Genomic DNA, 26,389 nt, shown 5'->3' on the forward strand with positions numbered 1-26,389 from the left:
TTACTAATAAGAAACAAGAGCATCAATTATGTGTGAGCGATCTATCAGGGATTTTAAAGGATTATTAATCATGTTATCGGGAGTGGTCACCTTGTTTATCACTTCCTGTTCGGCGCCAAAAAACATTACCTATTTCAGAGATGTACCGGATACTATCAAACAGCAGGAAATTCAACAGGCAGCATATTCAACGCCCTTAATCCAGGCAGATGATATCCTGCAGATAACCATCCAAACCCTGGATCCGGCAGCTACTGCCATGCTGAACCAATCCGCCGGCGCTGTACCGGTAAGCGGCAACACGGCTGTTGCGCCAGCTGTCACCGCTGCAAGCGGTTACCTGGTAGATAAAGACGGATATGTGGTACTGCCCCTGATCGGTAAGATTATGGTGCGGGGAAAAACTACCGATAGTGTGAGAGATGAGATTAAAACAATAGCGGCTACTTATTATAAGGACCCGGTTGTAAATGTGCGGTTTGCGAATTTTAAGATCACAGTGTTGGGAGAAGTAAATAAACCATCTACCTACGTGATGCCGAATGAAAAAGTGACCTTGCTGGACGCATTGGGTGCAGCAGGTGATCTTACCATCTATGGGAAAAGAGAAAACGTCTTGTTGATAAGGGATAACAATGGTAAGAAAGAGTTTGTAAGATTAAATCTGAATCAGAGCAATATTTTTTCCTCTCCCTATTTTTACCTGCGCCAGGGAGATGTGGTGTACGTGGAACCCAACAAGTCGAAGGTGTCCAGTACAGACTTTGCACAGGTAAAACGTATTTCAATCCTGGCATCTGTATTATCATTGCTGATCGTGGCGGTATCGAGAATTAATTTTTAAATTTTTAATAAGACAATATGCCAGAGCATATCTTTACGAATCACGCTGCTCATTTAAATGGGCACGAGGCAAGGGAACCGGAAAAAGATAGCGGGATCAACCCCCGTTATATGCTGGATACCCTGATGAGGCATTGGTACCTGTTTGTTATTTTTATCATAACAGGTGTGGCAGCTGCGTGGTTGTATCTCCGTTATGCCACTCCAAGTTATAAGATCAGCGCTAAAGTATTAGTGAAGGATGATCAGAAAGGCGGGGATATCCCGGGTCAGGAAATACTGCAACAGTTGGAAGTTTTTTCCAATAAAAGTAGCGTGGACAATGAAGTGGAAATATTGAAATCACGTACGCTGATGCAGAAAGTGGTGAACAATCTGCAACTGAATACATCATATTTTGTGGATGGAAGGGTGAAGGAAACAGAGCAATATGGAAATCTGCCTTTTTCCCTGCAATGGCTTTCCCTCAACGATACTATTAATAAGACCTCCTATGTTATTTCACCTGTGGGAAATGACAAGTTTGAGCTGTCTGGTAAAAAAGAAACCCGTACGGCATCCTGGAATGACACACTTCATCTCCCGGAAGGCGTGGCAAAAATAACCCGTACAGAATTTCCTTTTACCCAGTCTGCTTACACCATCAAGGTAGCTTCTGTGGATGAAACTACGGCAAACTACCAGCTCCTGCTGGATGTGCGTATCCCCAACAAGCAGGTGAGCACCATAGACCTCAGTTTAAATGCACGGATCCCTGAAAAGGGGGAGAAGGTGCTGAACAACCTGCTTACAACTTATCTGAAAGCAAGTGTGGAAGATAAAAACCGTATCGCCGACAGTACCATTGCATTTATCGATAACCGGCTTGTGATTGTAACACAGGAATTATCCGGGGTTGAAAAGAACATACAACAGTTTAAGCAGGAGAATGAACTGGCGGATATTGAGTCGCAATCCAAATTGCTGGTAGAAGGTACCGGCGATGCCCGCAAGCAACTGCTTGAACAACAGGTGCAGCTAAATGTGGTGGAATCGCTTGAACAATACATGCGTGATACTGAAAATAACAAAAGGGTAGTGCCTTCTTCCCTGATCGTACAGGACCCTACTTTTGTAGGACTGGTGCAACGTTATAACACCCTGCAACTTGAAAGGGAGCGGCAGCTGATGTCCAGTACCCCCACCAACCCGGTGGTGGTAAATATGGATCAGCAGCTGGCAGGCATCCGTTCAGATCTGTTAAGCAACCTGGCTTCCCTGAAAAAAGGTATCCAGGTGGGCATCGAGGAGCAGCAGAAGAATGCGAATGCCCTGAACCAGAAGATCCGGCAGGTGCCAGCCAAGGAAAGAGTATTCCTGGATATTTCCCGTCAGCAGGCCATCAAACAGGAACTTTACCTGTTCCTCCTGAAGAAAAGGGAAGAGTCGGCGATTTCCAAAACCTCCAACCTGGCCATTGCCCGTATCATTGATGACGCAAAAAGCGATGCACTGCCCTTTAAGCCCAAACGTATACTCATCTTCCTGCTGGGATTGGTGCTCGGAATGGCCCTTCCGGCCGGATACCTGTATATGAGGGAGCTGTTAAGCAGAAGGATACTGAATAAGCAGGACATTACCAGCAACACACCGGTGCCGGTACTGGCAGAAATAGGCCATAGTTCAACAAATATGATCGTCACTAAAGCGGATTCCCGCACTCCTGTAGCAGAACAGTTCCGGGCTTTAAGGACTAATCTCCAGTTTGTGCTGTCCGATATCAGCAATAAATCAGTGATCGTTACTTCCAGTATGGGAGGAGAAGGGAAGTCCTTTGTATCTACCAACCTGGCCGCCATCCTGGCACTTTCAGGAAAGAAAGTGGTATTAATGGAAATGGACCTGCGTAAACCTAAAATCGCGGAGCGCCTGGGCCTGCCCAATCACGAAGGATTTAGCACCTATGCGATCGGGAAAACTTCCATGGAAACGCTTATCAGACCGTCAGGGATTCATGAGAATTGCTGGATCATTAGTTCCGGTCCAATTCCTCCGAATCCTACAGAATTATTGTTGCAATCAAGAACGGAAGCGTTGTTCAAAGAACTGAATGAGCGTTTTGACTATATCATCATCGACTCGGCGCCTATAGGGCTGGTTACAGATGCACAGGTGCTGGGCCGCTTTGCGGATGCCACGCTATACCTGGTTCGCCACGGCTTTACGTTCAAACAGCAACTGCAGATCACCAAAGATCTGTACCAGCAACGAAAGTTGCCCCGGATAAATATTGTCATTAATGACGTGAAGAATAAGAGTGCCTACGGTTATGGCTATGGCTACGGTTATGGCTACGGTTATGGTAATGAACCCGCTACCGGAAAGGGATTCCTGGGTAAGTGGAAAAGACGGGCAGTCCTGAACGGGAAATAGCATTACGATATTATGTATATTCGTGTATACATCGCCATTGGGCCCAAGAACCCTGTACTTATCAGTTGGATGGATTGCAGGATAATATTAAAAGACTTAAAAAAAACAAAAGACAGACAAATATTTTATGGTGAAGATTAACAACAGCGTTGAGAATATCCATCTTGCCGTTATAGGCCTGGGCTATGTTGGTTTGCCGTTAGCAATTGAATTTGGCAAAAAATACGATGTATTGGGTTTTGATATCAACAAGGAAAGGGTAAATGAACTGGCTGCAGGTACCGACCGTACCAGGGAGGCTAATCTCGACGATCTGAACGCCGTGATAGCCCTTAAAGCCGCACAGAAGTCTGATATCGGGCTTGCTTTTTCGTCCAATGTAGATGATCTGAAAAAGTATAATACCTTTATCGTAACTGTTCCTACACCGATCGATGTTTATAAGGCGCCGGACCTCCGTCCTCTCATTAAAGCGTCTGAGATGCTGGGCCGCATCCTGAAAAAAGGGGACCTGGTTATTTATGAGTCTACCGTTTACCCCGGCTGTACAGAAGAAGACTGCGTGCCGGTACTGGAAAAAGTATCAGGTCTGAAATATAACGTTGATTTCTTTGCAGGATATTCCCCGGAAAGAATAAACCCGGGCGATAAAGTAAATACCCTTACAAAGATCAAAAAAGTAACCAGCGGATCTACCCCTGAAATAGCAGACAAGGTAGACGCCCTGTATGGTTCCATTATAGAAGCGGGTACCCACAAGGCGCCAAGCCTGAAAGTGGCTGAAGCTTCCAAGGCTATTGAAAATGCCCAGCGGGATGTGAACATCTCATTTGTGAATGAACTGGCGTTGATCTTTGATAAGATCGGTATCGATACCAACGATGTTATTGACGCAGCAGGTACCAAATGGAACTTCCTGAAATATAAGCCAGGATTGGTAGGTGGTCATTGTATTGGCGTAGATCCTTATTATCTCGCCCACAAAGCGGAATCTGTAGGCTATCACCCGCAGGTGATCCTGTCCGGTCGCCGGGTAAATGATCATATCGGACATTTCGTTGCTAATAAGGTGGTGAAGCTGATGATCGACAAAGATCATAAGATCAAAGGCTCAAGAGCGCTCATTATGGGTATTACCTTTAAAGAAAACTGCCCGGATGTACGTAATACCCGCGTAGTGGATATCTACCATGAGTTGAAACAATTCGGCCTGGAAGTAGATATCTATGATCCATGGGCCGACCCCGCGGAAGTAGAAGAAGAATACGGTTTGAAGATCTCAAACGCCATCGATAAAGCCTCTGTTTACGACGCTATCATCGTAGCAGTAGCACATAAAGAGTTTTTAACCTTTGATTACCTGAAATACAGACGTAACAACGGGGTCATTTTTGATACCAAAGCTTGTGTAGATAGAAGCCTGGTAGATGGCAGGCTCTAAGAGCTGTTAACGTGGAAATATATATATGAATAATTTGGAAATTGATATTTGATGTCAACGAAAGGGGTGAGCTATGAGATGTCGCTAAATTTAGGGACGAACTTCCTGGCTCTGGTTTTAAATATTTTACTGGGGCTGGTTGTTGTACCGTTTTATATAGCGAAGATTGGTGTGGATGGCTATGGTATCATAGCATTGGCTACTTCTTTCAGTTCATACCTGTCCATTATAACCATCGCTATTGATGCGGCGGTAGGAAGGAACTTTACATTGGCTATGAGAAAGGAGGATCATGCGTCGTCAAACGCTATCTATTCTTCCTCTATTATTTCCGCCATACTGCTGATAGTTGCCCTCCTGCCCCTGATAGGCTGGTTCTTATATAAAATAGACAGCATCATCAGCTATCGTGGATATGCAGTGGGAGAAATGAGGTGGGTGTTCATTGCCATTATTACCTCTTTCGTGCTCACCTTTATTCGCGGGCTTTTCCTGGTACCGGCATTTGCGTCAAATAAAATTTATATCCAGCGTATCATTGCCATCCTGGAGATAGTGGTGAGAACAGTGCTGATCTTTTTATTGCTGAATGCTTCCGCAAAGTTGAGCCTGATAGGGATTGCCTTTTTTATGGCTTCACTGGTATCTTTTGTGACAGCGCTGATCTGGATCATCCGCAAATTTCCATTTTTGAAATTGCAGATTGCCAGTTTTGATAAGAAGATAGTAAGATATGTGGCTTCTATGAGTTTCTGGCTGGTGATTAACCAGATCGGTACTTTGCTCTTTATTAATATTGACATCATTCTGCTGAATCAGTATTATGGGGCTACAGCTACGGGGGAATTCAGCACAGTAGCGCAATGGCATACATTATTACGCTCTTTTGCAGGTGTATTTGTAGCCATATTTACCCCCGTGGTATATAAGTATTATGCAGATAAGGATTTCAGTAACCTGCTGAAGTTCTCGAAATATTCGGTGGTCGCAATGGGCCTGGTACTGGCTATCCCAATAGGCATTATCGTTGCTTATTCGGATGTGATCCTCCGGTTGTGGGTAGGCGAAAAATTCGTGCATTTTTATCCGCTGATGATCCTGCTAACCGGGCATCTGATCTTTAACCTGTCGGTATTGCCCATATTGTCTATCAATTCGGTATATAATAAAGTGAAGATACCAGGGCTCACTTCTTTTTTCTGTGGTATACTGAACCTGGTATTGGGCATTTTGGTCATTAAATACTTTAACTGGGGGATCTACAGCGTGGCCATTGTATCGGCAATACTACTCACAGTGAAAAATTTAATTTTTTCACCTACGTATGCTGCAAGGATACTGGAACAGAAACCGTGGTTTTACTATCCTGCTATTCTGAGAGGATGTGGGTTATTTGTATGGGTATTGCTGTTGTCCTGGTGCTGCCGGAAATTCATGCTGCCGGGTTCCTGGGGAGGACTGATGATATCGGCGGTGGCGATTGGCGTTTGCAGTATTCCATTCGCCTGGTTTATAAGTTTAAATAAAGAGCAGCGATCGTTGATCGGAAAATTGATAAGAAGACAAATATGAAAAAGGCGTTAATCATTAATGAAGGATTTTCCAATAATCTGGGTGATCAGGCTATCCGTGAAAGCATGACCAGTTTATTACGGGATAGTGATTTTAGTACTGATTTTGCCTATTTCACCAATCCAGGTATGAGCAGTATGCCGGCATATAATTACCTGGCAGGAGGAACAACTGCCATAGCGCCACCAGCGCTGTCATTCGCCAAAAAAGCAAAATTGAAAATGGCGGGTCTGTACTGGATCGCCATTAACTATAAACATATCCGCGCAAAATTGCGTAAGGGAAATTACGATATCGTGGTGATCGGCGGGGGACAACTGATTGAATCTTCCGGGAAAGAATATCCCAGCCGTTTCGCTATTGCCATGTACTGGTGGACGCGACTGGTAAAAAAGCTTACCCGTGCAAAACTGTATATCATTGGCGTAGGAGTGGGCACTACTTTCAATCCAAAGGAACAACGGCTTTTCTCTAAAGCTTTGTCAGAGGCAGATCTCATCTGGGTGAGGGACACTTATTCAAAAGCATCCCTGTTTGAGAAATTTGGCCATAAAGCCGTGCTTACACCGGATATAGCCTTTTACAGTGGTAAGAACCGGGTTGAAAAAGAAAATAATAACAGGAAAGCATTGGTGGGAATCACCAGCTTTAACGAGGTGTTTGCAAAATATAATCAGCCCGGCAAAACGAATGCAGATTATTATGAAGAATGGTTTACCGTAGTGAAAGGGTACCTGGATGCAGGATTGCAGGTAGAATTGTTTTATACTACCATTACTGACGCAGCGGAAACGATTGCTTTCCGTAATTATGTAAAACTGAATTACCACCTGGAGTTGCCCGTAGCCAGGCTATCTTCCGTAGATGATCTGAAACAGTTATACCAATCGGCATCAGACGTGTATTCCGGGAGAATGCATGCACTTATACTGGCAATGAAACATCAATGCACAGTAAAGGCTTACCTCATTTCACAGAAATTGAAATCTTTTCACCAGGAGTATATTTTACCGGGAAATCAGCCTACAGAATACAGCAGGAAAATCCGGGGAACATTTAATGATCTGATGCTCAATGATGTAAAACTATAGCTTATGAGAGTCAGACAATTAATTAAATCGGATCTGCACCGTTATCACGGGAAAACAGATGGGAAGAGTTTTATAAAGGCGTTCTTTTTAATAGAAGGATTCCGCTATATGTTTTTTTTCAGGTTGCAAAAGGCTGCTGCGGGACCTTTCAAGCTGCTGTTGAGGCTCATCCTCCGGCATTATTCGTATAAGTATGGATTCCAGATACCATATACTACCAAAGTAGGGTATGGGTTATATATAGGGCATTTCGGCACAATTGTTATTAATGGGAACGCCCAGCTGGGAAATAATGTGAACCTTTCCCCCGGAGTAGTGATAGGACAGGCCAGTCGGGGGCGTCTTATGGGAGTGCCGGTGGTGGGTAACCGTGTATGGATTGGTTCTAATGCAGTAATTGTAGGTAAAATTAATATTGGAGATAATGTGATGATAGCGCCAGGAGCATATGTAAACAGGGATGTGCCTGCAAACTCGCTGGTAATGGGTAACCCCGCGGTGGTATATGAAGGAAAGGATGTAGAGGGGTATATCTGTAACGAATGGGGGCTATGAAAAATGTTTTAATCATATCTTACGAATTTCCGCCTATTATCGGAGGTGCGGGTGTGTATGCACATGACCTGGCAATAGGACTGGTAAAGAACGGGCACCAGGTAAGCCTGCTTACTTATAGAACGCCCCGTAATGAAGCCTTCCTGGCGTCGTTCGAAGAAAAATACGGTGTACGCTGTCATACCATCCCCGAAAAAAAATATATTCATTTCTATCTTTTTTTCCGGCAATTAAAAAAGATAGTAAAGAAAAATTCTTTCGATACTATCATTTTCAGTGATGCCCGCGCAAAAAAAATGGGCGCTCTCTTCTACCCGGCGTTAAAGCATTTGTCTGCCCGCTCCCTGTCTGTATTGCATGGCAGCGAAAAGGCGAGCTTTTTCGAAAAACCTTCTTTCCTGCTGCGCGCTTTTGGTATGCAGCAGCGCATGTTAAATTTCCTTCAGCATCAAAGAAAAATTGTGGTGGTTAGTGAAGCGGAGTACGAGCTATGGACACAAACTGCACTGAAGGAAAAGCTGGAGCTGATACGTCATGGTATTGATACCGATATTTTTCACCGCCGTACACTGCAGGAGGTGGCTGCCATTAAATCCCGGCTGGGCATTGACCTGCATCGGCCTGTGCTTTTTAGCGCATCCCGTCTGGTGAAGGAGAAAGGGCAGCAGCTGATCATTGAAAGCCTGCCTGAAATAGTGGCGGCAGTACCAGGATTGCTTTGCATAATTGCCGGCAGCGGCAATTATCTTCCTGCGTTACAACAGCAGGTAAAGGAGCTGGGATTGGACGAACATGTATTGTTTACCGGTGGTGTTTCCCGTGAAGTGCTCTCTGATTATTTCGCCATCTGTGACCTGTTTATTCTTCCCAGCCAGTTTTATGAATCGTTCGGACTGGTATACCTGGAAGCGGCAGCCTGTGGTAAAACGGCGATTGCCGGTAACAGAGGCGGTACCAATGAGGCGGTTGTGAACGATGTAACCGGTTACCTGGTCGATCCTGTATCAAAAAAGGAAATTGTAAATAAAGTAATAACTGTTTTAACTGATGCCGATCTGCGGAACAGGCTGCAAACAACTGCCTATACAAGGGCGGTGGCCGAGTTTTCGAATGTAACAATGGCCGGCAAAATTATTAACATCTGACGGGAATGAGGAATAGCAATGCCAATACCAATTTACTGCTCCTGCTGAATTTTATATTCGCTTGTATTGCTGGTATTGTATCGGTGAGTGTAGCCACTTTCCTGTTCAATATTATCCTCCTGGGGATTGGAATGCTAAGCATTACTGCTATGTTTAAGACCCCTGCCCGCAGGCAAACAGGTTTGCGGATCTTCCTTTCCTTTTTCCTGGTTTACGGCACTTTTATGTTGATAACAGATACCGTTTATATCCAGGACCCTTTCCGTGACATTTTTTATGCAAAAGATTCTGTTACATTTTATACTTATATAGATAAAGTGGCGTCAATGCGGACATTGGGGGATATTACAAATTTCTACCGCGACGACTTCTTCTCTTCCGACTGGAAGGGATTCGCCTGGTTTTCCAGCGTACTGGGCTTTCTTGCCAAGGGCATTGATAACAATACACTGGTACTGCAGAAATTACAAATCGTGTTCTGCTCGGCTTTGATCCTTACAATCCTGTTCAGTATATTATCTACTTACATTAACAGCGAAGTCAGCGTAAAGCTCACAGTGGTATATGCTTTCCTGTCGTATAATTTTTTCTTCTCGGCGGTGTATCTGAGGGATGTACATATCGGTTTGCTGTTTGGCTTATATTTCCTGCTGATTATTAACAGGCAGGGGCTTACAGGTGTTTTTTACGGAATCCTGCTCACTGTGCTCATCTATTTATTCCGGCCGGAACATGGATTTTTCAGCGCCACTTTTTTAATGGCATATATCTATTTGTTGGTAACAGACAGGAATAACAGAACACTTAATAAATTTAAAATACCCATTTTAATCCTGCTGGCGCTGCCCGCATTAACACAGGTGGTTTACCTGCAGCAGGGGTTGGATACTATTCAGAGCACCAGCGAGAATTACCTTGACTCTTCCATGTCAAACGCCGGACTGGGATCATTTGGCAGTATGCTGTTGAAACTACCTTTTGGTGTGCGGCATGTGGTTGTAGGACTGTTTTCCCAAACCCTGCCATTCCCTTTTTATGCAGTATTGGAAGAAAACCCCTTCTTTATCCCATGGGCGCTGGCCGCACTTTTCTGGTTTGTGGTTTGGGGTGTCTTAATTTATACTGCATTGGTTAAGCCGCGGAACCCGTTCTTTAAGATCAGGGAGTTACGCTTCCTGTTTATTATTGCGGTGCTGCTGATCCTGGGAGCGAGCTCCAATGCGGATACCAGGAGGATTATGTCGGTATACCCGGTTATATATGTTGTTTTTGCAGGTGGATTTTTATCACTCGATAAAGTAAAACGGAAGCAGCTTGTTATGGCGTCGCTACTGTTTTATTTCGGATTGGTGTTTGTTTATGCATTGATCAAGTGACAAAACTTATTGCTATGGTGAGATCAGTATTTTTCTTTTTTTACATGATATTGGCGATACAGCTTAACGCGATTGCCCGGCAGGTCATTTCAGGTTGGCAATGTAAGGTAACACCCGCACCGAATTATAGTCTTACGAAAGACCAGAGCCAGATCGCATCGTTATCTGATGGAAAATATACCACCGGTAATTCTTTTTGGAAGGATCCGGGAACGCTGGGGTGGCAAAATACAGGCAGGATCACTTTCGATATCACTTTGCCGCAGGCTTTGCCGGTGACAGGCATCAATCTTAATACGGTAACCGGCCAGAAAGCCCAGGTAACGCTGCCAATGAGCATACTGGCTTTTGTAAGTAATGATCAGCAGAGCTGGTCATTTGCAGGAGATATGATGGCACAGTCATCTGCAAGAGATGAGTATTACCGCATTGTGCCTTTAACACTCCGGAATATCGGTATAACGGGAAAGTATATACGACTGGTGGTTGTTCCCAATGGCAGTTACTTCTTTACAGACGAAATACAGGTGCTTACTGGTAAGCAAACAGCTGCAAAGAAACCAGTCATTGTTGCCTCTTCCGCCATGGAGAACTTTGTAAAGGAGCAGCGTACAGCAACTATCAATAAACGTTTTTCTGCAGAGAGTGAGAGCGTGGCTGCTCCGGTAGCCAGGAGCATGGCTGCGGTAGGGCCTGCCGGCGGGAATGGGATTACATTAACGCTACTGGCTTCGGGTCTGTCGGCTCCGGGGCAGGCCGCTAATGGCGATGCTATTATCAATACTATGCCGGGATTCTCTGAATATGCAGCTTTTTCCTTAATCAATCATACAACGGCAGCCACCGGTGTGAAACTCACATTTACGGCCTCCACGCCAGCTGTCCGTTATCAGGTGTATTGGGCTAAGCCGGTAAAGAGCCGTGATTTTAAAATAGTGCCTGATGCGCTGATGGAGGTGCAGAGCGGGGAAACAATGAACCTGGGGAAGAATGAGTCCAGGTTGTTGTTTGTAAAGGCCATTGCCCTGCAAAGCGGCACAGGTAAATTTACGCTGACAGCCGGGGATGCCCGTGGACAGCTGACGGTTAATGTCGGTAGCGGTTCATTATCTTCTTATAAACAGTTTAAGCCCGATGTAAATGTATGGCCTTACTTTAATGACCCTTTCTTCAAAGGACGCGAAGAAAGTGCCCGGCAGGATTTGCTGGCGCACTACGTAAATACTTTTTTATTTCACCCGGGTATTCTCCAGGCAGGTGTGGAACTGGTTAAAAACGACAGGCTCCGTGCCAACCTGGCGTATGTAAAGGGGTTTACCAATGTGTTATTGTTCCTCGATTTCTCCGCAAAAAAAGATGGTTTCTTATCAGACACATGGAAGCAGTCTTTTTTAGCATGGTATGACGCTATGGTAGCTGCTTTGCAGCAGCAGGGGATTGCAGCATCCAATATTTACCTCTATCCTTTCGACGAAATTAAGCCCGGTCAGCTGCCTGTTTACAAACAGTTCGCCACGTGGATAAAATCAGTACGAAAAAATGCCAGGCTATTTGCTACTGTTTCCAATGCTACCGTATTAAATGGCTTAGCAGGAGATGTGGACATATTCCAGTTATATGATAATGGCAACGTGTTAAGAGCATACCGTCAGCAGCGCATACCGGCACAACAGGTATGGCTGTACGATACAAAAAAACCTACAAAATCATTATCTCCTTACGCTTACTACCGGTTGATGGCCTGGAAGGCATTTGCGGATGATGTGACGGGGATAGGCTTCTGGCAATATGCTGATGCAGGGCATGAACAAAACGCAACTTCCCTCTGGGATGATTTTGACGGCAAGTCCGCCGACTTTGCCGTAGTATATGATAATGGCAGCCAGGTACTTTCCAGCAGGAGATGGGAGGCGTTTAAAATGGGAGTGGAAGATTATATGCTGCTGAAAGCCTATGCTGAAAAGAAAGGTAAGGCTGCGGCAATGAAAATATGCAACCAGGTATTGAATGATCCTGGTAATCCGCAAACAGGAGATCAGGCAAGGACTCAACTTATAAAAGCATTGGAATGAAACAACGCCCGAAATTGTTAATACTGGCTACTATGCCGCCACCGATAGGCGGGGTGACCATTCATATACAAAGACTTTTGCAGTATCTCGACAATAAGGGATATGGATATACATTTACTGATTTCCGCCGCAGCACAAAAGGCACCATTTTAAAGCAGATCAGGCAACATCGTTTTATCCATTTTCATATTTATCACCCGGTTGTGAGATGTGGGTTTGTCCTGTTAGGTACAGTATTTGGTAAAAAGATGCTCTTTACTCTACATGGCAACCTGGGCCGGCATAATTCCTTTTATAACCTGTTGGATCAGCTTGCATTCAGGATCGCGTACATGCCGGTGGTACTGAACCAGAAGAGCCTGGAGATAGGGAAGAAATGGAATAAGCGGACACAGATGATAGGTGCATTTATCCCACCGCAGCAGCCGGAAGATTTAACAGCCTCTATCCAGGCGGCAGTTGCAGCCATGCGGGCGAAATATACCGGGATATATGCCACAAATGCATCTACAGTTTCTATAGACAAGGCCGGAAATGAAACTTACCAGGTGACGTTACTGATAAAGATCTTCCGGAATTTGCAGCAGGATGCCTTAATAATTTCAGATGCTTCCGGGAAGTATAAATCTTTCCTGGAACAACAGGGACTTGAAGTTCCTGCTAATGTGTTATTAATAAGCGAACCGCACCCTTTCTTTGAGATACTGAAAAGATCGGATGTGTTTTTACGGATCACCACCACAGATGGCGATTCATTGTCGGTGAAAGAAGCGTTGTTCCTTGGTAAGCGGGTGCTTGCTACGGATGTGGTAAACCGGCCTGCCGGTACGCAACTGGTGGCATTAAATGAATGGGACATCGCGGATGCAATCAGTAAAATGAAGTATGATAACATTCCTTACAGCAGATCACAGGTGAGTAATGGCGGGGAAGAATTACTGGAATTGTACAGAAGAATAGTAGCATAATAAATGTGCCGTGTATGCAAATACAGGCACATGAACGAAAAACCATATTGAAAGATCTCCCGCACCTCCGGGCGCGGGATAAAACCATATTAAAACCATATCGATATGAAGTTAACCATCATTGCAGGGGCGCGCCCTAATTTTATGAAAATAGCCCCCATCATTGCCGCTATACAGCAAAAGCGGAAAGAGGGCTATGACATCAGTTACCGCCTGGTACATACAGGTCAGCATTACGACAAAAACATGAGCCAGTCTTTTTTTGAGCAACTGGGCATACCTGAGCCGGATGCCAATCTTGAATCTGGCGGCGGTACACAGGCGGAGCAAACTGCAAATATTATGATCCGCTTTGAAAAAGAACTGGCGGCGCATCCCTGTGATCTGTTGCTGGTGGTAGGCGATGTAACTTCAACATTGGCCTGCGCAATTGTGGCAAAGAAAATGAAAATCAAAGTGGCACATGTTGAAGCGGGTATCCGCTCCGGCGATATCACCATGCCGGAAGAAATAAACCGCCTGGTAACAGACTCAATAACTGATTATTTCTTTACTACATCGGTGATCGCAAACACCAATCTTCAAAAGGAAGGTAAAACAACAGAACAGATCCTGTTTGTTGGCAATACCATGATCGACACATTACTGAAACAGCGGAGCCGCTTTACACCACCTGCTATATGGGAACAGGCAGGGTTACAGCCGCAACAGTACCTGGTGATGACGCTGCACCGCCCTGCCAATGTAGATGAGGAAGATAACCTGGCTTTACTGATCAATGAAATTATGTTGCATAGCCAGCAGTTACCGGTGGTTTTCCCCGTACATCCACGCACGGCTAAAAACCTGGAGAAAATTGCCATAGCGCATCCGCGTTTGCACCTGGTAGAGCCACTGGGTTACCTGGAGTTCAACTATCTCGTGGAAAACGCCAAGGCAGTGATCACCGATTCCGGTGGTATCACAGAAGAAACTACAGTAATGGGTGTGCCCTGCATGACGCTGAGAGACTCTACCGAAAGACCGGAAACCTGTATTACCGGTACGAACGAATTATTGGGCACGGATCCCAAAGCATTGGCGCCTGCTATGCAGAAGTTGTTTGCAGGCAAGTGGAAAAAAGGTGCTATCCCTGCCTTATGGGACGGCAAAACATCAGAAAGGATTGCTGAACATTTAATTCAAATTTTTGCTGTAAAACAGCAACAGACAGCAGTGGTATGAGTAGTTTGAACACAGTAATAAATGGCCTGAAAGTAGTGCGGAATATGGGGTGGCGTTATGTGGCGTTCCGTTCTGTTCATGAGTTGAACCGCAGAACGGGCCGGCTTAAGAAACGCTTCCCACAAGCGCCTGCATTTCAGCGTTACCTGTCGTTGGATGAGTGGAAAGAGCAAACAGTGGCTTTCTTTTTCGGAAGCAGGGAAGAAGTGCAGGCATTACGTACACCTGCGCCTGCACTGGCAGAGCGATATAAACAAATTAAAGAAGGGAAGCTGACTTTTTTCAATGGCGCAACTTTATCGCTCGGTAAAGATTTTCCGTGGATGAAGAACCCGGATTCAGGCTTTATGTATGATGGTTCTCTGCACTGGACAGAGGTGAATGATTATACAGCTGAAGCCGGCGATATTAAATATGTATGGGAGAAAGCACGGTTTGCATACCTGTATGATATTATCCGGTATGACCATCATTTTGAAAAAGATAATGCTGCGTTGGTGTTTGGTGATATCATATCATGGATCAGCGCCAATAAAGTAAACAGCGGGCCCCATTACAAGTGTAGCCAGGAAATAAGCCTGCGGGTACTGAACTGGACCTTTGCCTTATATTACTACCTGAATTCGCCCGCACTCACAGAAGATGTTTTTGACCAGATTCAATATGCTATCTATTGGCAGCTGCATCACGTATTTCATAATATCAATTTTTCACGGATCGCCGTGCGTAACAATCATGCTATTACTGAAACGCTGGCATTGTATCTCGGTGGGTTATTGTACCCGTCGCTACCGGGAGCTGATATCTGGAAAGAACAGGGGAAGAAATGGTTTGAAGAGGAAATTGCTTACCAGGTTTATGACGACGGTACCTTCCTGCAGTTTTCCATGAATTATCACCGGGTGGTGATTCAGTTGTTTACCTGGGCGCTGCGGTTGTCGGCGCTTAATGGGGAATCTTTTGCGCCACACGTCAAAGAGAAAGCGGTGAAGTCACTGCAATTTTTACGTGTATGCATGAACGATGGTAACGGCTGGTTGCCTAACTATGGAGCGAATGACGGAGCGCTGTTTTTCCGTCTGAATGATCAGCATTACCGGGATTACCGCCCGCAGCTACAGGCGCTTGCCGTGTTGCTGGAAATGGATGCGGAGTTCCCGGAGCTGAGTGAGGATGTTTACTGGTATGGATTATCACCTGCCAATTATGAAACCACCCTACTGGAGAAGGATAAAACGTTATACTCATTTCCCCGGGGGGGATATTATGTTTGCCGGGAGATGGAAACGCTTACTTTCCTGCGTTGCGGAAATCATAAAGACAGGCCCTCGCAGGCGGATAATCTCCACCTGGATATCTGGCATAAAAATGAAAACCTGCTGATGGATGCAGGCAGCTATAAGTACAATACTGATGAGGAAACCCTACGTTATTTCATGGGTACCGCTTCACACAATACCGTGATGCTCGACAACTACGACCAGATGCTGAAAGGCCCCCGCTTTATCTGGTATAACTGGTCGCAGTGCTCACGGGCAAGATTATACGAAACTGCAGATGAATATATATGGGAGGGGGCTGTCAGCGGGTTTCAGCATGTAGGCCCTGATATCGTTCATATACGGCAGGTACGCAAAAAGAAAGACGCACCGGTATGGATAGTAAAGGATCATGTGCAGCATAAACCGCCTTACCTTGTAATGCGGCAGCTATGGCATACCTGCGCACCGGAGAAACTCATTATAAAGGCGGAAGACAGCTCGGGCGCCATTTTGCAGCCGCTGGGCAAACCTGGTATGTATTCGTCTCTATACGGAGTAAAAGAAAGCAACAGCAGCATCATATTTACAACAGAAGCGGACACCATTATTACAGAGATCATAATTTAATTATCCATGAAAATTTTATTAGTACATCAATACTTTTTGGAAGAAGATGATCCGGGAGGCTCAAGATGGAATGAGATCACAAAATCATGGACAGACCAGGGCGCAGAAGTAACTGTGCTAGGTGGCATGATGCATTACAACGGTTCTGCAAAACGGGAGGAGTACAAAGGAAAATATTTTGTGAAAAAGCAACAAGGCGCTATCACTGTATGGCGCTGCCATGTATCAGAGTCGTACAATGCTAATTTCCTGGGCAGGCTTTGGGGATATTTTTCTTTTATGTTCTCTTCTCTCTGGGCTGGCCTTTTCAAGGCGAAAGGGAAGTTCGATGTAGTGGTGGTTACTTCTCCGCCTTTGTTCGTAGGCTTCTCTGGTTACCTGTTATCGAGGTTGAAACGGATGCCGCTGGTATTTGAAGTGAGGGATCTCTGGCCGGAATCGGCTATTGATACCGGCGTGCTGAAGAACAAATTAGTTATTAAACTGGCGTATTGGGTAGAGAATTTTATTTACCGGAAGGCAGATATGATCAATGTGCTTACACCGGCATTTTATAACACCCTGAAGGATAAAAAGAAGGTGCCTGAGCAGAAATTGATCTTCATTCCCAATGCGGCAGATTTTTCCCTGTCTGATCACCTGCTGCAATCCTTTGATAGTACGGAATTCCGCCGCCAGAACCAACTGGACGGAAAATTTGTGATCACATATGTAGGAGCGCATGGAGTGGCCAATCACCTGGAGCAGATACTGGATGCAGGTAAAGCACTGGAAGATACACCTGTATTGTTCCTGTTGATAGGGCAGGGGATGGAGAAGCCCCGCCTGCAACAACTTGCTGCGGAAAAGGGCGTGAAGAATGTACGGTTCCTGGACGCTGTGCCAAAGGCAGAAGTGTTCAAATATATTCTCGCTTCAGAAATGGGCGCCTCTGTATTAAAACGAGTAGACACATTTAAAACAGTGTACTCCAATAAAACCTTCGACTATATGGCTTGTAAGAAGCCCATCCTGATGGCCATCGACGGCGTATCAAGAGAGCTGGTGGAAACAGCGGGAGCAGGGTGTTATGTAGAACCGGAAAATACAGAAGCTTATAATACCATTATCCGCAGTTATCTGCAGGATCCTGAGCGTTTGCAACGGGAAGGCGAAAGCGGTTTCCTTTACGCGAAACAGAATTTCGACAGACAAGTACTGGCACTCCGTTATCTGAACTTTATCAGGCAAAAAGTAACAAAAGAAATAAGAGCAACCGATGCATTGGTACAGGAATCTATTTAAGCCACTCGTAGATATCACAACTGCACTGCTAGCACTGGTATTACTATCACCGGTGATGGCGGTGCTGATCCTTTTGCTGGCCATCGCTAATAACGGGAAGCCTTTTTTCCTGCAACCCCGGCCAGGAAAGAACGGCCGTATATTCCGTGTTATCAAGTTTAAAACCATGAACGACCGGAAAGATGCGAAAGGCGGCCTGCTGCCGGATGAGATCCGGCTGACCCCCGTGGGAAAATTTGTCAGGAAAACATCCCTGGATGAAATTCCCCAATTGATCAATGTGTTAAAGGGGGATATGAGCCTGATAGGTCCCCGGCCGTTGCTGGTGGATTATCTGCCATTATACAACGCTACACAGCTTCGCCGCCATGAGGTTCGCCCGGGTATTACAGGCTGGGCACAGGTGAATGGCCGCAATGCTATCAGCTGGGAGCAGAAGTTTGCCTATGATGTGTGGTACGTGGATAATATCAGCCTGGCCCTCGATATAAAAATAGCCTGGATGACCGTGCAAAAAGTTCTTAAATCAGAAGGGATTAGCGCTGCGGGATCAGCCACCATGGAACGATTTATGGGCAACGGGTGATGTTCTTACAGTAAGGTAGCGGTGATAATCCGCGCATAAAAAATAAACGCAAAAAAAATTGTTATCATGAATAAAAAAATTTGGTTGTCATCGCCCCACATGGGAACAAATGAACAAAATTATGTGAAAGATGTGTTTGACTCCAACTGGATTGCCCCTTTGGGAGCATATGTAGATGGATTTGAGAAAGATATCGCCAGCTATACACATACTGCATATGCAGCCGCTTTGTCATCTGGAACGGCTGCCCTTCACCTCGCTCTGATACTTGCCGGCGTGGGCGCAGGTGATGAAGTTATCTGCCAGAGCATGACCTTCTCTGCCTCTGCCAACCCGATCACTTACCTTGGTGCCACCCCGGTTTTCGTAGACAGTGAAACCAGCACATGGAATATGGACCCCGTACTGCTGGAGGAAGCGGTGAAAGACAGGATTGCAAAGGGTAAAACGCCCAAAGCCATTATTCCGGTTCACTTATATGGCATGCCTGCGAAAATGAACGAAATCATGGAAGTAGCCAACCGCTACGGAATTCCGGTAATTGAAGATGCGGCTGAGGCATTGGGCTCCCGGTATCATGATCAACCATGTGGAAGTATCGGTAAGCTCGGCATTCTTAGTTTTAACGGGAATAAGATCATCACCACCAGCGGAGGTGGAGCCCTGATAGGTAATGATGAAGCCCTTATCAGTAAATCACGCTTCCTGGCTACCCAGGCAAGGGATCCTGCTCCGCATTATGAGCATAGCCATATTGGTTATAACTACCGGATGAGCAACGTTTGCGCTGCTATTGGTCGCGGACAGATGGAAGTGCTGGAAGAAAGAGTGGCCCGGAGAAGAGCTAATCATCAGCATTATGTGGATCAGCTATCCGGTATAGCAGGTATTACTTTTGTTGCTGAACCCGCCGGTTTTTTCAGCAACCGCTGGCTCTCGGCCATCCTGGTTGATCCATCTGTGAGCAATGGCATTACCCGCGAAACAGTTCGGCTGGTACTGGAAAAAGAGAATATTGAATCAAGGCCATTATGGAAACCTATGCATATGCAGCCGGTTTTTGCGCAGGCGCCTGCATATGTAAACGGTGTTTCGGAAAACCTGTTTAACAATGGCCTTTGCCTGCCAAGCGGATCAAATCTTACAACCGCTGACCTCTTTACAGTAACTGATCATATAAAAGAATTATTCGCAGGAAAAACAGCAAACGTAAATGTTTCCCCTGCTTATCTTTCATAGGAACAGGCATACAGGAGGTATTATGGAGGTTTATTTTTTATCTGAATAATAAAAACCAACATAATACCTTTTCTTTGCTCTGTTCGTGAGAATCAATGGCCAAAGGGTAAAGAATAAAATAATTAAAAGAAACAAACATGTATTTATGCGGCGCAGGCGGCCACGCCAAAGTAATTATTGAAATTTTACAATCCCGGGGTATTCCAGTGGAAGGATTGTTCGATAGTAACCCGGATATAAAGCAGCTATGGCAATATCCTGTTATTCATTCATCGCCGTTGCCCTCCCATGAGGTTATTATCGCCATTGGTAATAACGCGATACGGAAAAAGCTGGCAGAACAGCCTTGCCGCTTTGGGACCGGGCTTCATCAACTGGCCAACATATCGCCTACTGCAAGGATCTCCGAGGGCACTGTGGTAATGGCCGGCGCCACCATTAATGCTGATGTAGTGATTGGAAGGCATTGCATCATCAATACCAATGCTTCCGTAGATCATGATTGTATACTGGAGGATTTTGTTCACGTTTCGCCCAATGTGGCCTTATGCGGAAATGTAGTGGTAGGGGAAGGCGCACATATCGGCGCCGGTGCGGTAGTCATTCCGGGGATTGTTATTGGAAAATGGGCGGTAATAGGTGCCGGGGCCGTGGTAGTCAGAAATATTCCTGATAATACAGTGGCTGTAGGAAATCCTGCCCGCAAAAGATAAATATTTCCCTGCCTTTTACATGGCATGGCTAAGCGAATGAGCATATTATGAAGAGATTATTTTTTAGCTTAAAGAATAAAAAAACAATAGAATCCGTTTTCTTTGTAGCTATAAAAATCAAAGGCTGAAGGCCTCTTTTTTCCTCAGAAACCAGACTAACTATGAACCCATTGCTGTTAAAGCATAACGACGTCATGTCCGGTGCGTGCAAACGTATCGCAGTAGTGTTGTTTTGTGTAATCAGCGTTTTCCAATCCCTTACCGCGCAGGATATTTTATTGAAAAATCCTTCTCTTGAGGGCAGCCCCGGGCAAGGCAAAGTGCCTCCCTCCTGGAGGGGACGGAATACACCGGATATACAACCAGGCACACTTAATATTACGCAACCGGCCTCGGATGGGGCTACCTATATAGGTTTACACAGCGGACCTGCGTGGTTGGAATCAATCAGCCAGGAAGTACCGCTTATCGGCGGTAAAAGTTATACAGTGGCAATGGACCTGGCATATGCTCCTGAGTACGCATTCCTCGCCTGTTACGCAAATCTCACAGTGTATGGCGGTAACGCCCCCAGCGATACGGCAGAACGGTTATGGAGCTCAGGTGCTTTTTTTCACACCAACTGGAAGCGCTATACTTTTGTGTTCCACCCTGCACGCAATTATAAGTTTATCACTTTCATGGCTGATCCGGCTATCCCCTGCGATAAAAGTATTTATGGTTCCGCTTTATTAATAGATAACCTGTCGGCCGAATTGTTGGAAACACCCCAGCTTTCGCTTTCTTTAAAGCATACCTGTAAAGGAGAACATACCGGCGAGGCAAGCGTAAATATTACAGGAGTTACGGGTAATTGCACCATCCGCTGGAGCCCGGGCGGAGAAACCACTTCCCGTATAACGAACCTGGCGCCTGGTGATTACGAGGTAACTGTTACCCATCCGAATGGGGTGAGCGTAACAAAAAAGGCTTCAATTATAGGAAGAGAGGTGAAGAGCAAAATAATAATAACCCCCTCTCCATGCCATGGCGATAATGAGAATACGATTGCACTGGAAACAGATGGGGGTACGCCGCCTTATCGCTATTATTTTAACGGAAGCACAACAGGGACCTATACCCCTTCTTTTAAAAGCTTATCACCGGGAAGTTACAGGATGCTGGTAAAGGATGAGGAAAACTGCTCGGAACAGCTTAATCATATTGAAGTGACTGAACCTGCAGCAATGAATATTAAAGAGGTACGAAAGAAAGATATAAGCTGCAGTACTACGATGGATGGAAAAATAATGCTGAATGTTACCGGTGGGACACCTCCTTATACATACAAACTGGATGGGAACCAGTGGCAGGGGGATAGCAGCTGGTCCGGGCTCAATGAAGGCATTTTTCATTTCAGGGTAAAAGATACTCATAACTGTGAAACAGGAGGTAGTACCGATATTATCCGCAACATCCGTGAATGCGCCGTATTCGTTCCCACCGCATTCTCTCCCAACGGCGATGGCCAAAACGACCTGTTCCGCGCAAAAGTACACGACGATGTACACGATTACCGGCTGGATGTATTTACCCGGTGGGGACAAACCGTATTCAGCACCAATAGCCCCGATGGCGCATGGGACGGGTTATTTAAAGGCCAGCAGCTGCCAACCGCTATTTATGTATGGGTGCTTTTGTATACCGACAGCAAACAGCAGGCAAGGAAGCAAACCGGCACAGTAATGCTGATCCATTAACTATAATGCCGCATTTCCAAACGGATAGGCCTCCAGTACTTTCCGGAGCTTTGTGTTTTGTGCGATCCCGGCTATGGCGCGCAGGTGCTTCTCATGATGCAGATCCGTACCTATCAGATCAGGTAACCTGGCAGCCATCAGCTTTTCTGCCGTTTGTTGCACATGTTTCCCGTAATAACCGGTAAGCGATAACAGGTTAAGCTGCAGCAGGCAACCCTGATGTTTCAGTTGCTCATACTGAGATATGTTTGCATGATAATAGCCATACCGCTCCGGGTGGGCCAGTACGGGCTGATAGCCAGCTGCCTGTATATCAAACAGCCATTGCGCCAGTTGCGGCGGGGCCGACATAAACGAGATTTCCACCAGTACCATATTCCCGCTGATGGTAAGCAAGGGTTGCTGCATCAGCGGCACAAACTGTTCATCAAGGTAATATTCTGCGGCAAAATGAAAGGGGAGAGAGTTGTTCCTCCTGGCCAGTTCCTGCTGCACCTGCCGGTATGGGTCCGTTAGGGTGCCTGCAGAATTTGGGTACCTGTCCATCATCACATGCGGGGTGGTTACAATTTTCCGGATTCCCATGGCCTGCAGTTGTTCAATGAAATGCAGGGACGTTTTCACATCAGGCACACCATCATCCACACCGGGTACAAGATGGGAGTGAATATCTGTAGACATGAAGGCCAGCAGGTCTGCCGGCGTCGCTGTATTTTTTTTCCTGAAAAAAAGCATAATTGTTCCTCAATAAAGCAATGATATAAAAATCCGCCCTGTCACAACACAATCAGTGCCACAATTTCCTCCAGGTATTGCTGATCGGTAGCATCAAAATGAGCAAGCTGCTCACTATCCACGTCCAGTATGGCTTTTACTTCGCCGTTGCGGATCAGTGGCACCACTATTTCTGATTTTGATAAGCTGCTGCAGGCAATATGCCCCGGAAACGCCTCTACATCAGGAACAATAAGCGTGGCTGCCTGCGCCCAGCTGCTGCCGCAAACCCCTTTGTTCTTACGGATACGGGTACACGCTACAGGGCCCTGGAAAGGACCAAGCACCAGTTCTTCTCCCTTCACCAGGTAAAATCCCACCCATAGCCATCCAAACTGCTCTTTCAGCGCAGCGGCCACATTGCCCAGGTTCGCTACCAGGTCGGGTTCTCCTTCCAGTAATCCTTTTATCTGGGGGATCAGTGACGTGTATTGCTCCTCTTTATTTCCCCTGATGATTTGTAAGTCTTCTGCCATTTTAGTGGTTATTGTATTACAAAAGTCCGGAAAATTTATATTATATTTATCCAAATAACCGTTAAAGTATTGCTGTTAACCATTCAACCATTTATTACCTGTAGAAACATAGTTTTTTTATTCTTTGTCCTATTTTTTATCTGCCGGAAGTTTAATTAAAATATCTTTGACAGTCTATGAAATCACCGGACGTAATTTTAGTGAACGAACAGGATGAAGCTATTGGAACGATGGAGAAGATGGAAGCTCATGAGAAAGGATTACTTCATCGTGCTTTTTCTGTATTTATTATCAATGATGCAGGTGAGATTTTATTGCAGCGCAGGGCGCTGGAGAAGTATCATTCTGCAGGATTATGGACCAACGCCTGTTGCAGCCATCCGTATCCGGGTGAAGATACTGCTGTTGCTGCGCACCGGCGTTTAAAGGAAGAATTGGGGTTCGATTGCGATCTCCGGGAGATTTTCTCTTTTACTTACAGGACGGGTTTTGACAACGGGTTAACCGAACATGAATTTGATCACGTATTGCTGGGTACCTATAACGGCAACATATTTCCTGATATCTCAGAAGTATGTGATTACCGCTACCTGTCGTCCGGCAAAATACTGGAATTAATGGAAAAAGAACCTGCTTCGTTTACGATCTGGTTCCATCGCGCACTACCATTGGTATTGCAATATCTCGGTATGCCGGTGAGCGCCCTATAATTAAATTTTTATTTTACTATGCCACTTTTTACTGTTAACCGGGTTACTTTATCTTAATAAGATGATAACGCCTATCTGTATGGCCTTCTGCCTTTAAGCAGCGGCTGATCCTGTGTGCCTGCTCCCCAGTACTTTTCCGGAACCCACCCCGGTAATGCCAGCGTCGTTTTTATTACCCACCATAATTAACTATTAAACCCAAAGACACATGACAACCATCCAAATGCCAACTATCAGTTATCCATTCCCTTCAGGCCTTAACCAGCATGTACATGAAGCCCAGCAACACGTTGTTTCCTGGGTAACATCCTATGGCCTCATCACCACAGAAACAGCCCACCAGCGATTTGAAAAGGCCCGTTTTGCCTGGCTTGCCGCCAGGGCCTTTCCCGACGCGGCCCTGCATGAGCTATGCATCATTGCAGACTTCAACACCTGGCTGTTTATCCTTGATGATCAATGCGATGAAGCCACGGTAGGGCGTAAAGCAGATTTCCTCCGGAGCATGATGGCAGGACTAATGGACATCCTGCATCACAACCGCCTGGTAACCCCTGAAACCGGGGGAGCAATGTCTGCTGCCCTTAGCAGCATCTGGGAACGTATGCGCGCTATCAGCAGTCCTTCGTGGCGACTGCGCTTTATCAGGAGCATGGACGATTATTTTACCTCCTGCATCTGGGAGGCGGAAAACCGCGAAGCGGGGATCACGCCTTCCATAGCGGATTATGTGCACATGCGGCCCTATACAGGTGCGCTCCTTGCAGATATTGAGGCCATCGAAATTATTGAGAAGATCTATCTCAGCAGGGAGGTAGCAGAACAGCCACTGGTGCAGCGCATGATCCAGGCCTGCAATAACATCGTTTGCTGGTCCAACGACCTGTTCTCCTGTACAAAGGAAGTCCGCCAGGGCGACGTGCATAACCTGGTGCTGGTATTACAGCATGCCCGGCAATGCTCCCTCCAGGAAGCCATCAACGAGGCTGCACGTATGCACAATGAGGAAGTGGCGATTTTCATTGCCCTGGAAAAACTCCTTCCCCTGAAAGGTGCTGAAACCGATTATGAACTGTTGCGTTTTGTATCAGTGCTCCGGTCATGGATCACCGGGAATTACGACTGGAGTGTGAAAGATACCGGCCGTTATGGTATAGCCGTTGGCGATGTGGTAGCAGCTTAGCAGAACGCCTGCGGCGTTTGTTCTCCCGGGAAGATGACAAACGGCCGCAGGCCTTTTTATTTTCGTACGTTTCCCTGTTTCATTCTTTTTTCAATAAGCCGGCCCACCCACCAGAACGATAATGCCAGGATGCCAAAGAAAAGGCCTTTGTTGGTGAGGTCCCACAGGTATTCAAAGTAACGGGTATACAGGTCCAGCAGGAGGAAGGCCACACCCAGGTCGCGCAGCAGGTCGTCTTTCAAACGGAGGCCCAGCAGGAGCACACCTGCACATAATGCAGTGTAAATGATCACCCATTGCAACAGGTGAACCTGGCGCAACTGCTGCCATTCATCCCAGGTGCCGCAGTTGCCGAAAATAGAGATCAGCCAGCCGGAAATAAGCAATAGCAGCCATCCGCCACTCCAGGTAATATCTTTAACAGGAGCATATATCCGGAATTGCCGCAGTAACCAGGCTACTCCTGTAAGTAATATGCCCAGCAAAGCCATGCGGCAGGGCAGGTTCATACCCAGGAAATAGGAAGCATCGCCGGTAAGGAAATAGGTGAGCTTCACATAGGCCGGGATCAGGCAAAGAAGGGTGGCCACCCACAGCAGCCGGGAATGCAGGGTAATGCCCAACACGCCATAACAAACAGTAGCCAGCAGCCAGAAAGCGCCGTAATTTCCTTCCAGGTAATTAACGCTTTTACCAAAGTATACTACGGTCACGCCTATACTAAGAACAGGCAACAGCCAGAAAAGCTCCCGGTTAAAGGAGAACAGCGGCTGATGCTTATTACGCCGCCATCCTTCGTAACAGAGAAAAACGGTCAGCGCGCCAAATAATAAGGCAATCACACCATCTGTCAGCGAAAATTTCTTCCGGATAATCTCAATCCACTTCTCATCCAGTACCAGCGATCCGAAAGCCATCAGGGCACAGGAAATAGCTGCAATGAAAATATAGAGCGTAAGGGTTTGCCAGTCGGTGTTCACTACCCTGTAGCTTTTTTGGAGCTCCCCGGCCTGGTCATCGCTGATGAGCCGGTCCTGCTGCCACGACTGTATCGCCCGTTGTATTACCTGTGCTTCCTTCTTGTCAAGTTCTAACAT

22 protein-coding genes are annotated in these 26,389 nt (G+C 46.0%); 19 read left to right on the top strand and 3 right to left on the bottom strand.

The features are described from left to right. The first annotated feature begins 28 nt into the window (after positions 1 to 28). From FN124_RS30130 to FN124_RS30210, 17 genes are all read left to right on the top strand, one after another. Positions 29 to 844 (top strand): polysaccharide biosynthesis/export family protein, encoded by an 816-nt coding sequence (locus tag FN124_RS30130; protein WP_142688521.1) that lies wholly within the window; start codon positions 29 to 31, stop codon positions 842 to 844. Positions 845 to 861: 17 nt separating this feature from the next. Then, positions 862 to 3,255 carry a GumC family protein gene (locus FN124_RS30135; RefSeq protein ID WP_142688522.1) on the top strand — a complete coding sequence of 798 codons (2,394 nt, stop codon included), beginning with the start codon at positions 862 to 864 and terminating at the stop codon, positions 3,253 to 3,255. 127 nt (positions 3,256 to 3,382) lie between these two features. After that, positions 3,383 to 4,696, top strand: a complete 1,314-nt coding sequence (locus FN124_RS30140; protein WP_142688523.1) for a nucleotide sugar dehydrogenase — start codon at positions 3,383 to 3,385, stop codon at positions 4,694 to 4,696. 51 nt (positions 4,697 to 4,747) lie between these two features. Continuing rightward, positions 4,748 to 6,268 (top strand): oligosaccharide flippase family protein, encoded by a 1,521-nt coding sequence (locus tag FN124_RS30145; RefSeq protein WP_142688524.1) that lies wholly within the window; start codon positions 4,748 to 4,750, stop codon positions 6,266 to 6,268. Further along, positions 6,265 to 7,359: a polysaccharide pyruvyl transferase family protein gene (locus FN124_RS30150; RefSeq protein WP_142688525.1), complete on the top strand. Its 1,095-nt coding sequence runs from the start codon at positions 6,265 to 6,267 to the stop codon at positions 7,357 to 7,359. The genes FN124_RS30145 and FN124_RS30150 overlap by 4 nt, the downstream gene beginning before the upstream one ends. A gap of 3 nt (positions 7,360 to 7,362) precedes the next feature. Beyond that, the gene (locus FN124_RS30155) at positions 7,363 to 7,914 is read left to right on the top strand and encodes a serine O-acetyltransferase (RefSeq protein ID WP_142688526.1); all 552 of its coding nucleotides are present in this window, start codon (positions 7,363 to 7,365) and stop codon (positions 7,912 to 7,914) included. Further along, positions 7,911 to 9,059, top strand: a complete 1,149-nt coding sequence (locus FN124_RS30160; protein WP_185937464.1) for a glycosyltransferase family 4 protein — start codon at positions 7,911 to 7,913, stop codon at positions 9,057 to 9,059. Before FN124_RS30155 ends, FN124_RS30160 begins: the two co-directional genes overlap by 4 nt. Positions 9,060 to 9,064: 5 nt before the next feature. Then, entirely contained in the window at positions 9,065 to 10,435 is a 1,371-nt protein-coding gene (locus tag FN124_RS30165) for a hypothetical protein (protein ID WP_142688528.1), read from the top strand. 14 nt (positions 10,436 to 10,449) lie between these two features. Continuing rightward, positions 10,450 to 12,507 (top strand): glycoside hydrolase domain-containing protein, encoded by a 2,058-nt coding sequence (locus tag FN124_RS30170; RefSeq protein WP_142688529.1) that lies wholly within the window; start codon positions 10,450 to 10,452, stop codon positions 12,505 to 12,507. Further along, on the top strand, positions 12,504 to 13,475 hold the full coding sequence (locus tag FN124_RS30175) for a glycosyltransferase family protein (RefSeq protein WP_142688530.1): 972 nt from the start codon (positions 12,504 to 12,506) through the stop codon (positions 13,473 to 13,475). The genes FN124_RS30170 and FN124_RS30175 overlap by 4 nt, the downstream gene beginning before the upstream one ends. Before the next feature lie 105 nt (positions 13,476 to 13,580). Continuing rightward, the gene (gene wecB, locus FN124_RS30180) at positions 13,581 to 14,699 is read left to right on the top strand and encodes a non-hydrolyzing UDP-N-acetylglucosamine 2-epimerase (RefSeq protein ID WP_142688531.1); all 1,119 of its coding nucleotides are present in this window, start codon (positions 13,581 to 13,583) and stop codon (positions 14,697 to 14,699) included. Next, on the top strand, positions 14,696 to 16,588 hold the full coding sequence (locus tag FN124_RS30185) for a heparinase II/III domain-containing protein (protein ID WP_142688532.1): 1,893 nt from the start codon (positions 14,696 to 14,698) through the stop codon (positions 16,586 to 16,588). Before wecB ends, FN124_RS30185 begins: the two co-directional genes overlap by 4 nt. A 6-nt stretch (positions 16,589 to 16,594) precedes the next feature. Then, on the top strand, positions 16,595 to 17,872 hold the full coding sequence (locus FN124_RS30190; protein WP_142688533.1) for a glycosyltransferase family 4 protein: 1,278 nt from the start codon (positions 16,595 to 16,597) through the stop codon (positions 17,870 to 17,872). Continuing rightward, entirely contained in the window at positions 17,847 to 18,458 is a 612-nt protein-coding gene (locus FN124_RS30195; protein ID WP_142688534.1) for a sugar transferase, read from the top strand. The genes FN124_RS30190 and FN124_RS30195 overlap by 26 nt, the downstream gene beginning before the upstream one ends. Before the next feature lie 66 nt (positions 18,459 to 18,524). Beyond that, entirely contained in the window at positions 18,525 to 19,697 is a 1,173-nt protein-coding gene (locus tag FN124_RS30200; protein WP_142688535.1) for an aminotransferase class I/II-fold pyridoxal phosphate-dependent enzyme, read from the top strand. 137 nt (positions 19,698 to 19,834) lie between these two features. After that, the gene (locus FN124_RS30205) at positions 19,835 to 20,410 is read left to right on the top strand and encodes an acetyltransferase (RefSeq protein WP_142688536.1); all 576 of its coding nucleotides are present in this window, start codon (positions 19,835 to 19,837) and stop codon (positions 20,408 to 20,410) included. Positions 20,411 to 20,571: 161 nt separating this feature from the next. Then, positions 20,572 to 22,149, top strand: coding sequence for a T9SS type B sorting domain-containing protein (locus FN124_RS30210; protein ID WP_142688537.1), 1,578 nt, complete (start codon positions 20,572 to 20,574; stop codon positions 22,147 to 22,149). On the opposite strand, the gene FN124_RS30215 is transcribed toward FN124_RS30210, so the two are convergent. Next, complete coding sequence (locus FN124_RS30215) at positions 22,150 to 22,884, bottom strand: tyrosine-protein phosphatase (protein ID WP_142688538.1); 735 nt, start codon at positions 22,882 to 22,884, stop codon at positions 22,150 to 22,152. Positions 22,885 to 22,925: 41 nt separating this feature from the next. Beyond that, complete coding sequence (msrC, locus tag FN124_RS30220) at positions 22,926 to 23,399, bottom strand: free L-methionine (R)-S-oxide reductase MsrC (protein WP_142688539.1); 474 nt, start codon at positions 23,397 to 23,399, stop codon at positions 22,926 to 22,928. Positions 23,400 to 23,575: 176 nt separating this feature from the next. Between msrC and idi the strand changes: the two genes are divergently transcribed. Continuing rightward, positions 23,576 to 24,109: an isopentenyl-diphosphate Delta-isomerase gene (gene idi, locus FN124_RS30225; RefSeq protein ID WP_142688540.1), complete on the top strand. Its 534-nt coding sequence runs from the start codon at positions 23,576 to 23,578 to the stop codon at positions 24,107 to 24,109. Positions 24,110 to 24,317: 208 nt separating this feature from the next. Continuing rightward, positions 24,318 to 25,292: a terpene synthase family protein gene (locus FN124_RS30230; RefSeq protein WP_142688541.1), complete on the top strand. Its 975-nt coding sequence runs from the start codon at positions 24,318 to 24,320 to the stop codon at positions 25,290 to 25,292. A 56-nt stretch (positions 25,293 to 25,348) separates the two neighbouring features. Here the strand turns inward: FN124_RS30230 and FN124_RS30235 are convergent, their stop codons facing one another. Further along, entirely contained in the window at positions 25,349 to 26,389 is a 1,041-nt protein-coding gene (locus FN124_RS30235; protein ID WP_142688542.1) for a hypothetical protein, read from the bottom strand.

The organism is Chitinophaga polysaccharea (assembly GCF_902150045.1).
GTDB lineage: Bacteria > Bacteroidota > Bacteroidia > Chitinophagales > Chitinophagaceae > Chitinophaga > Chitinophaga polysaccharea_A.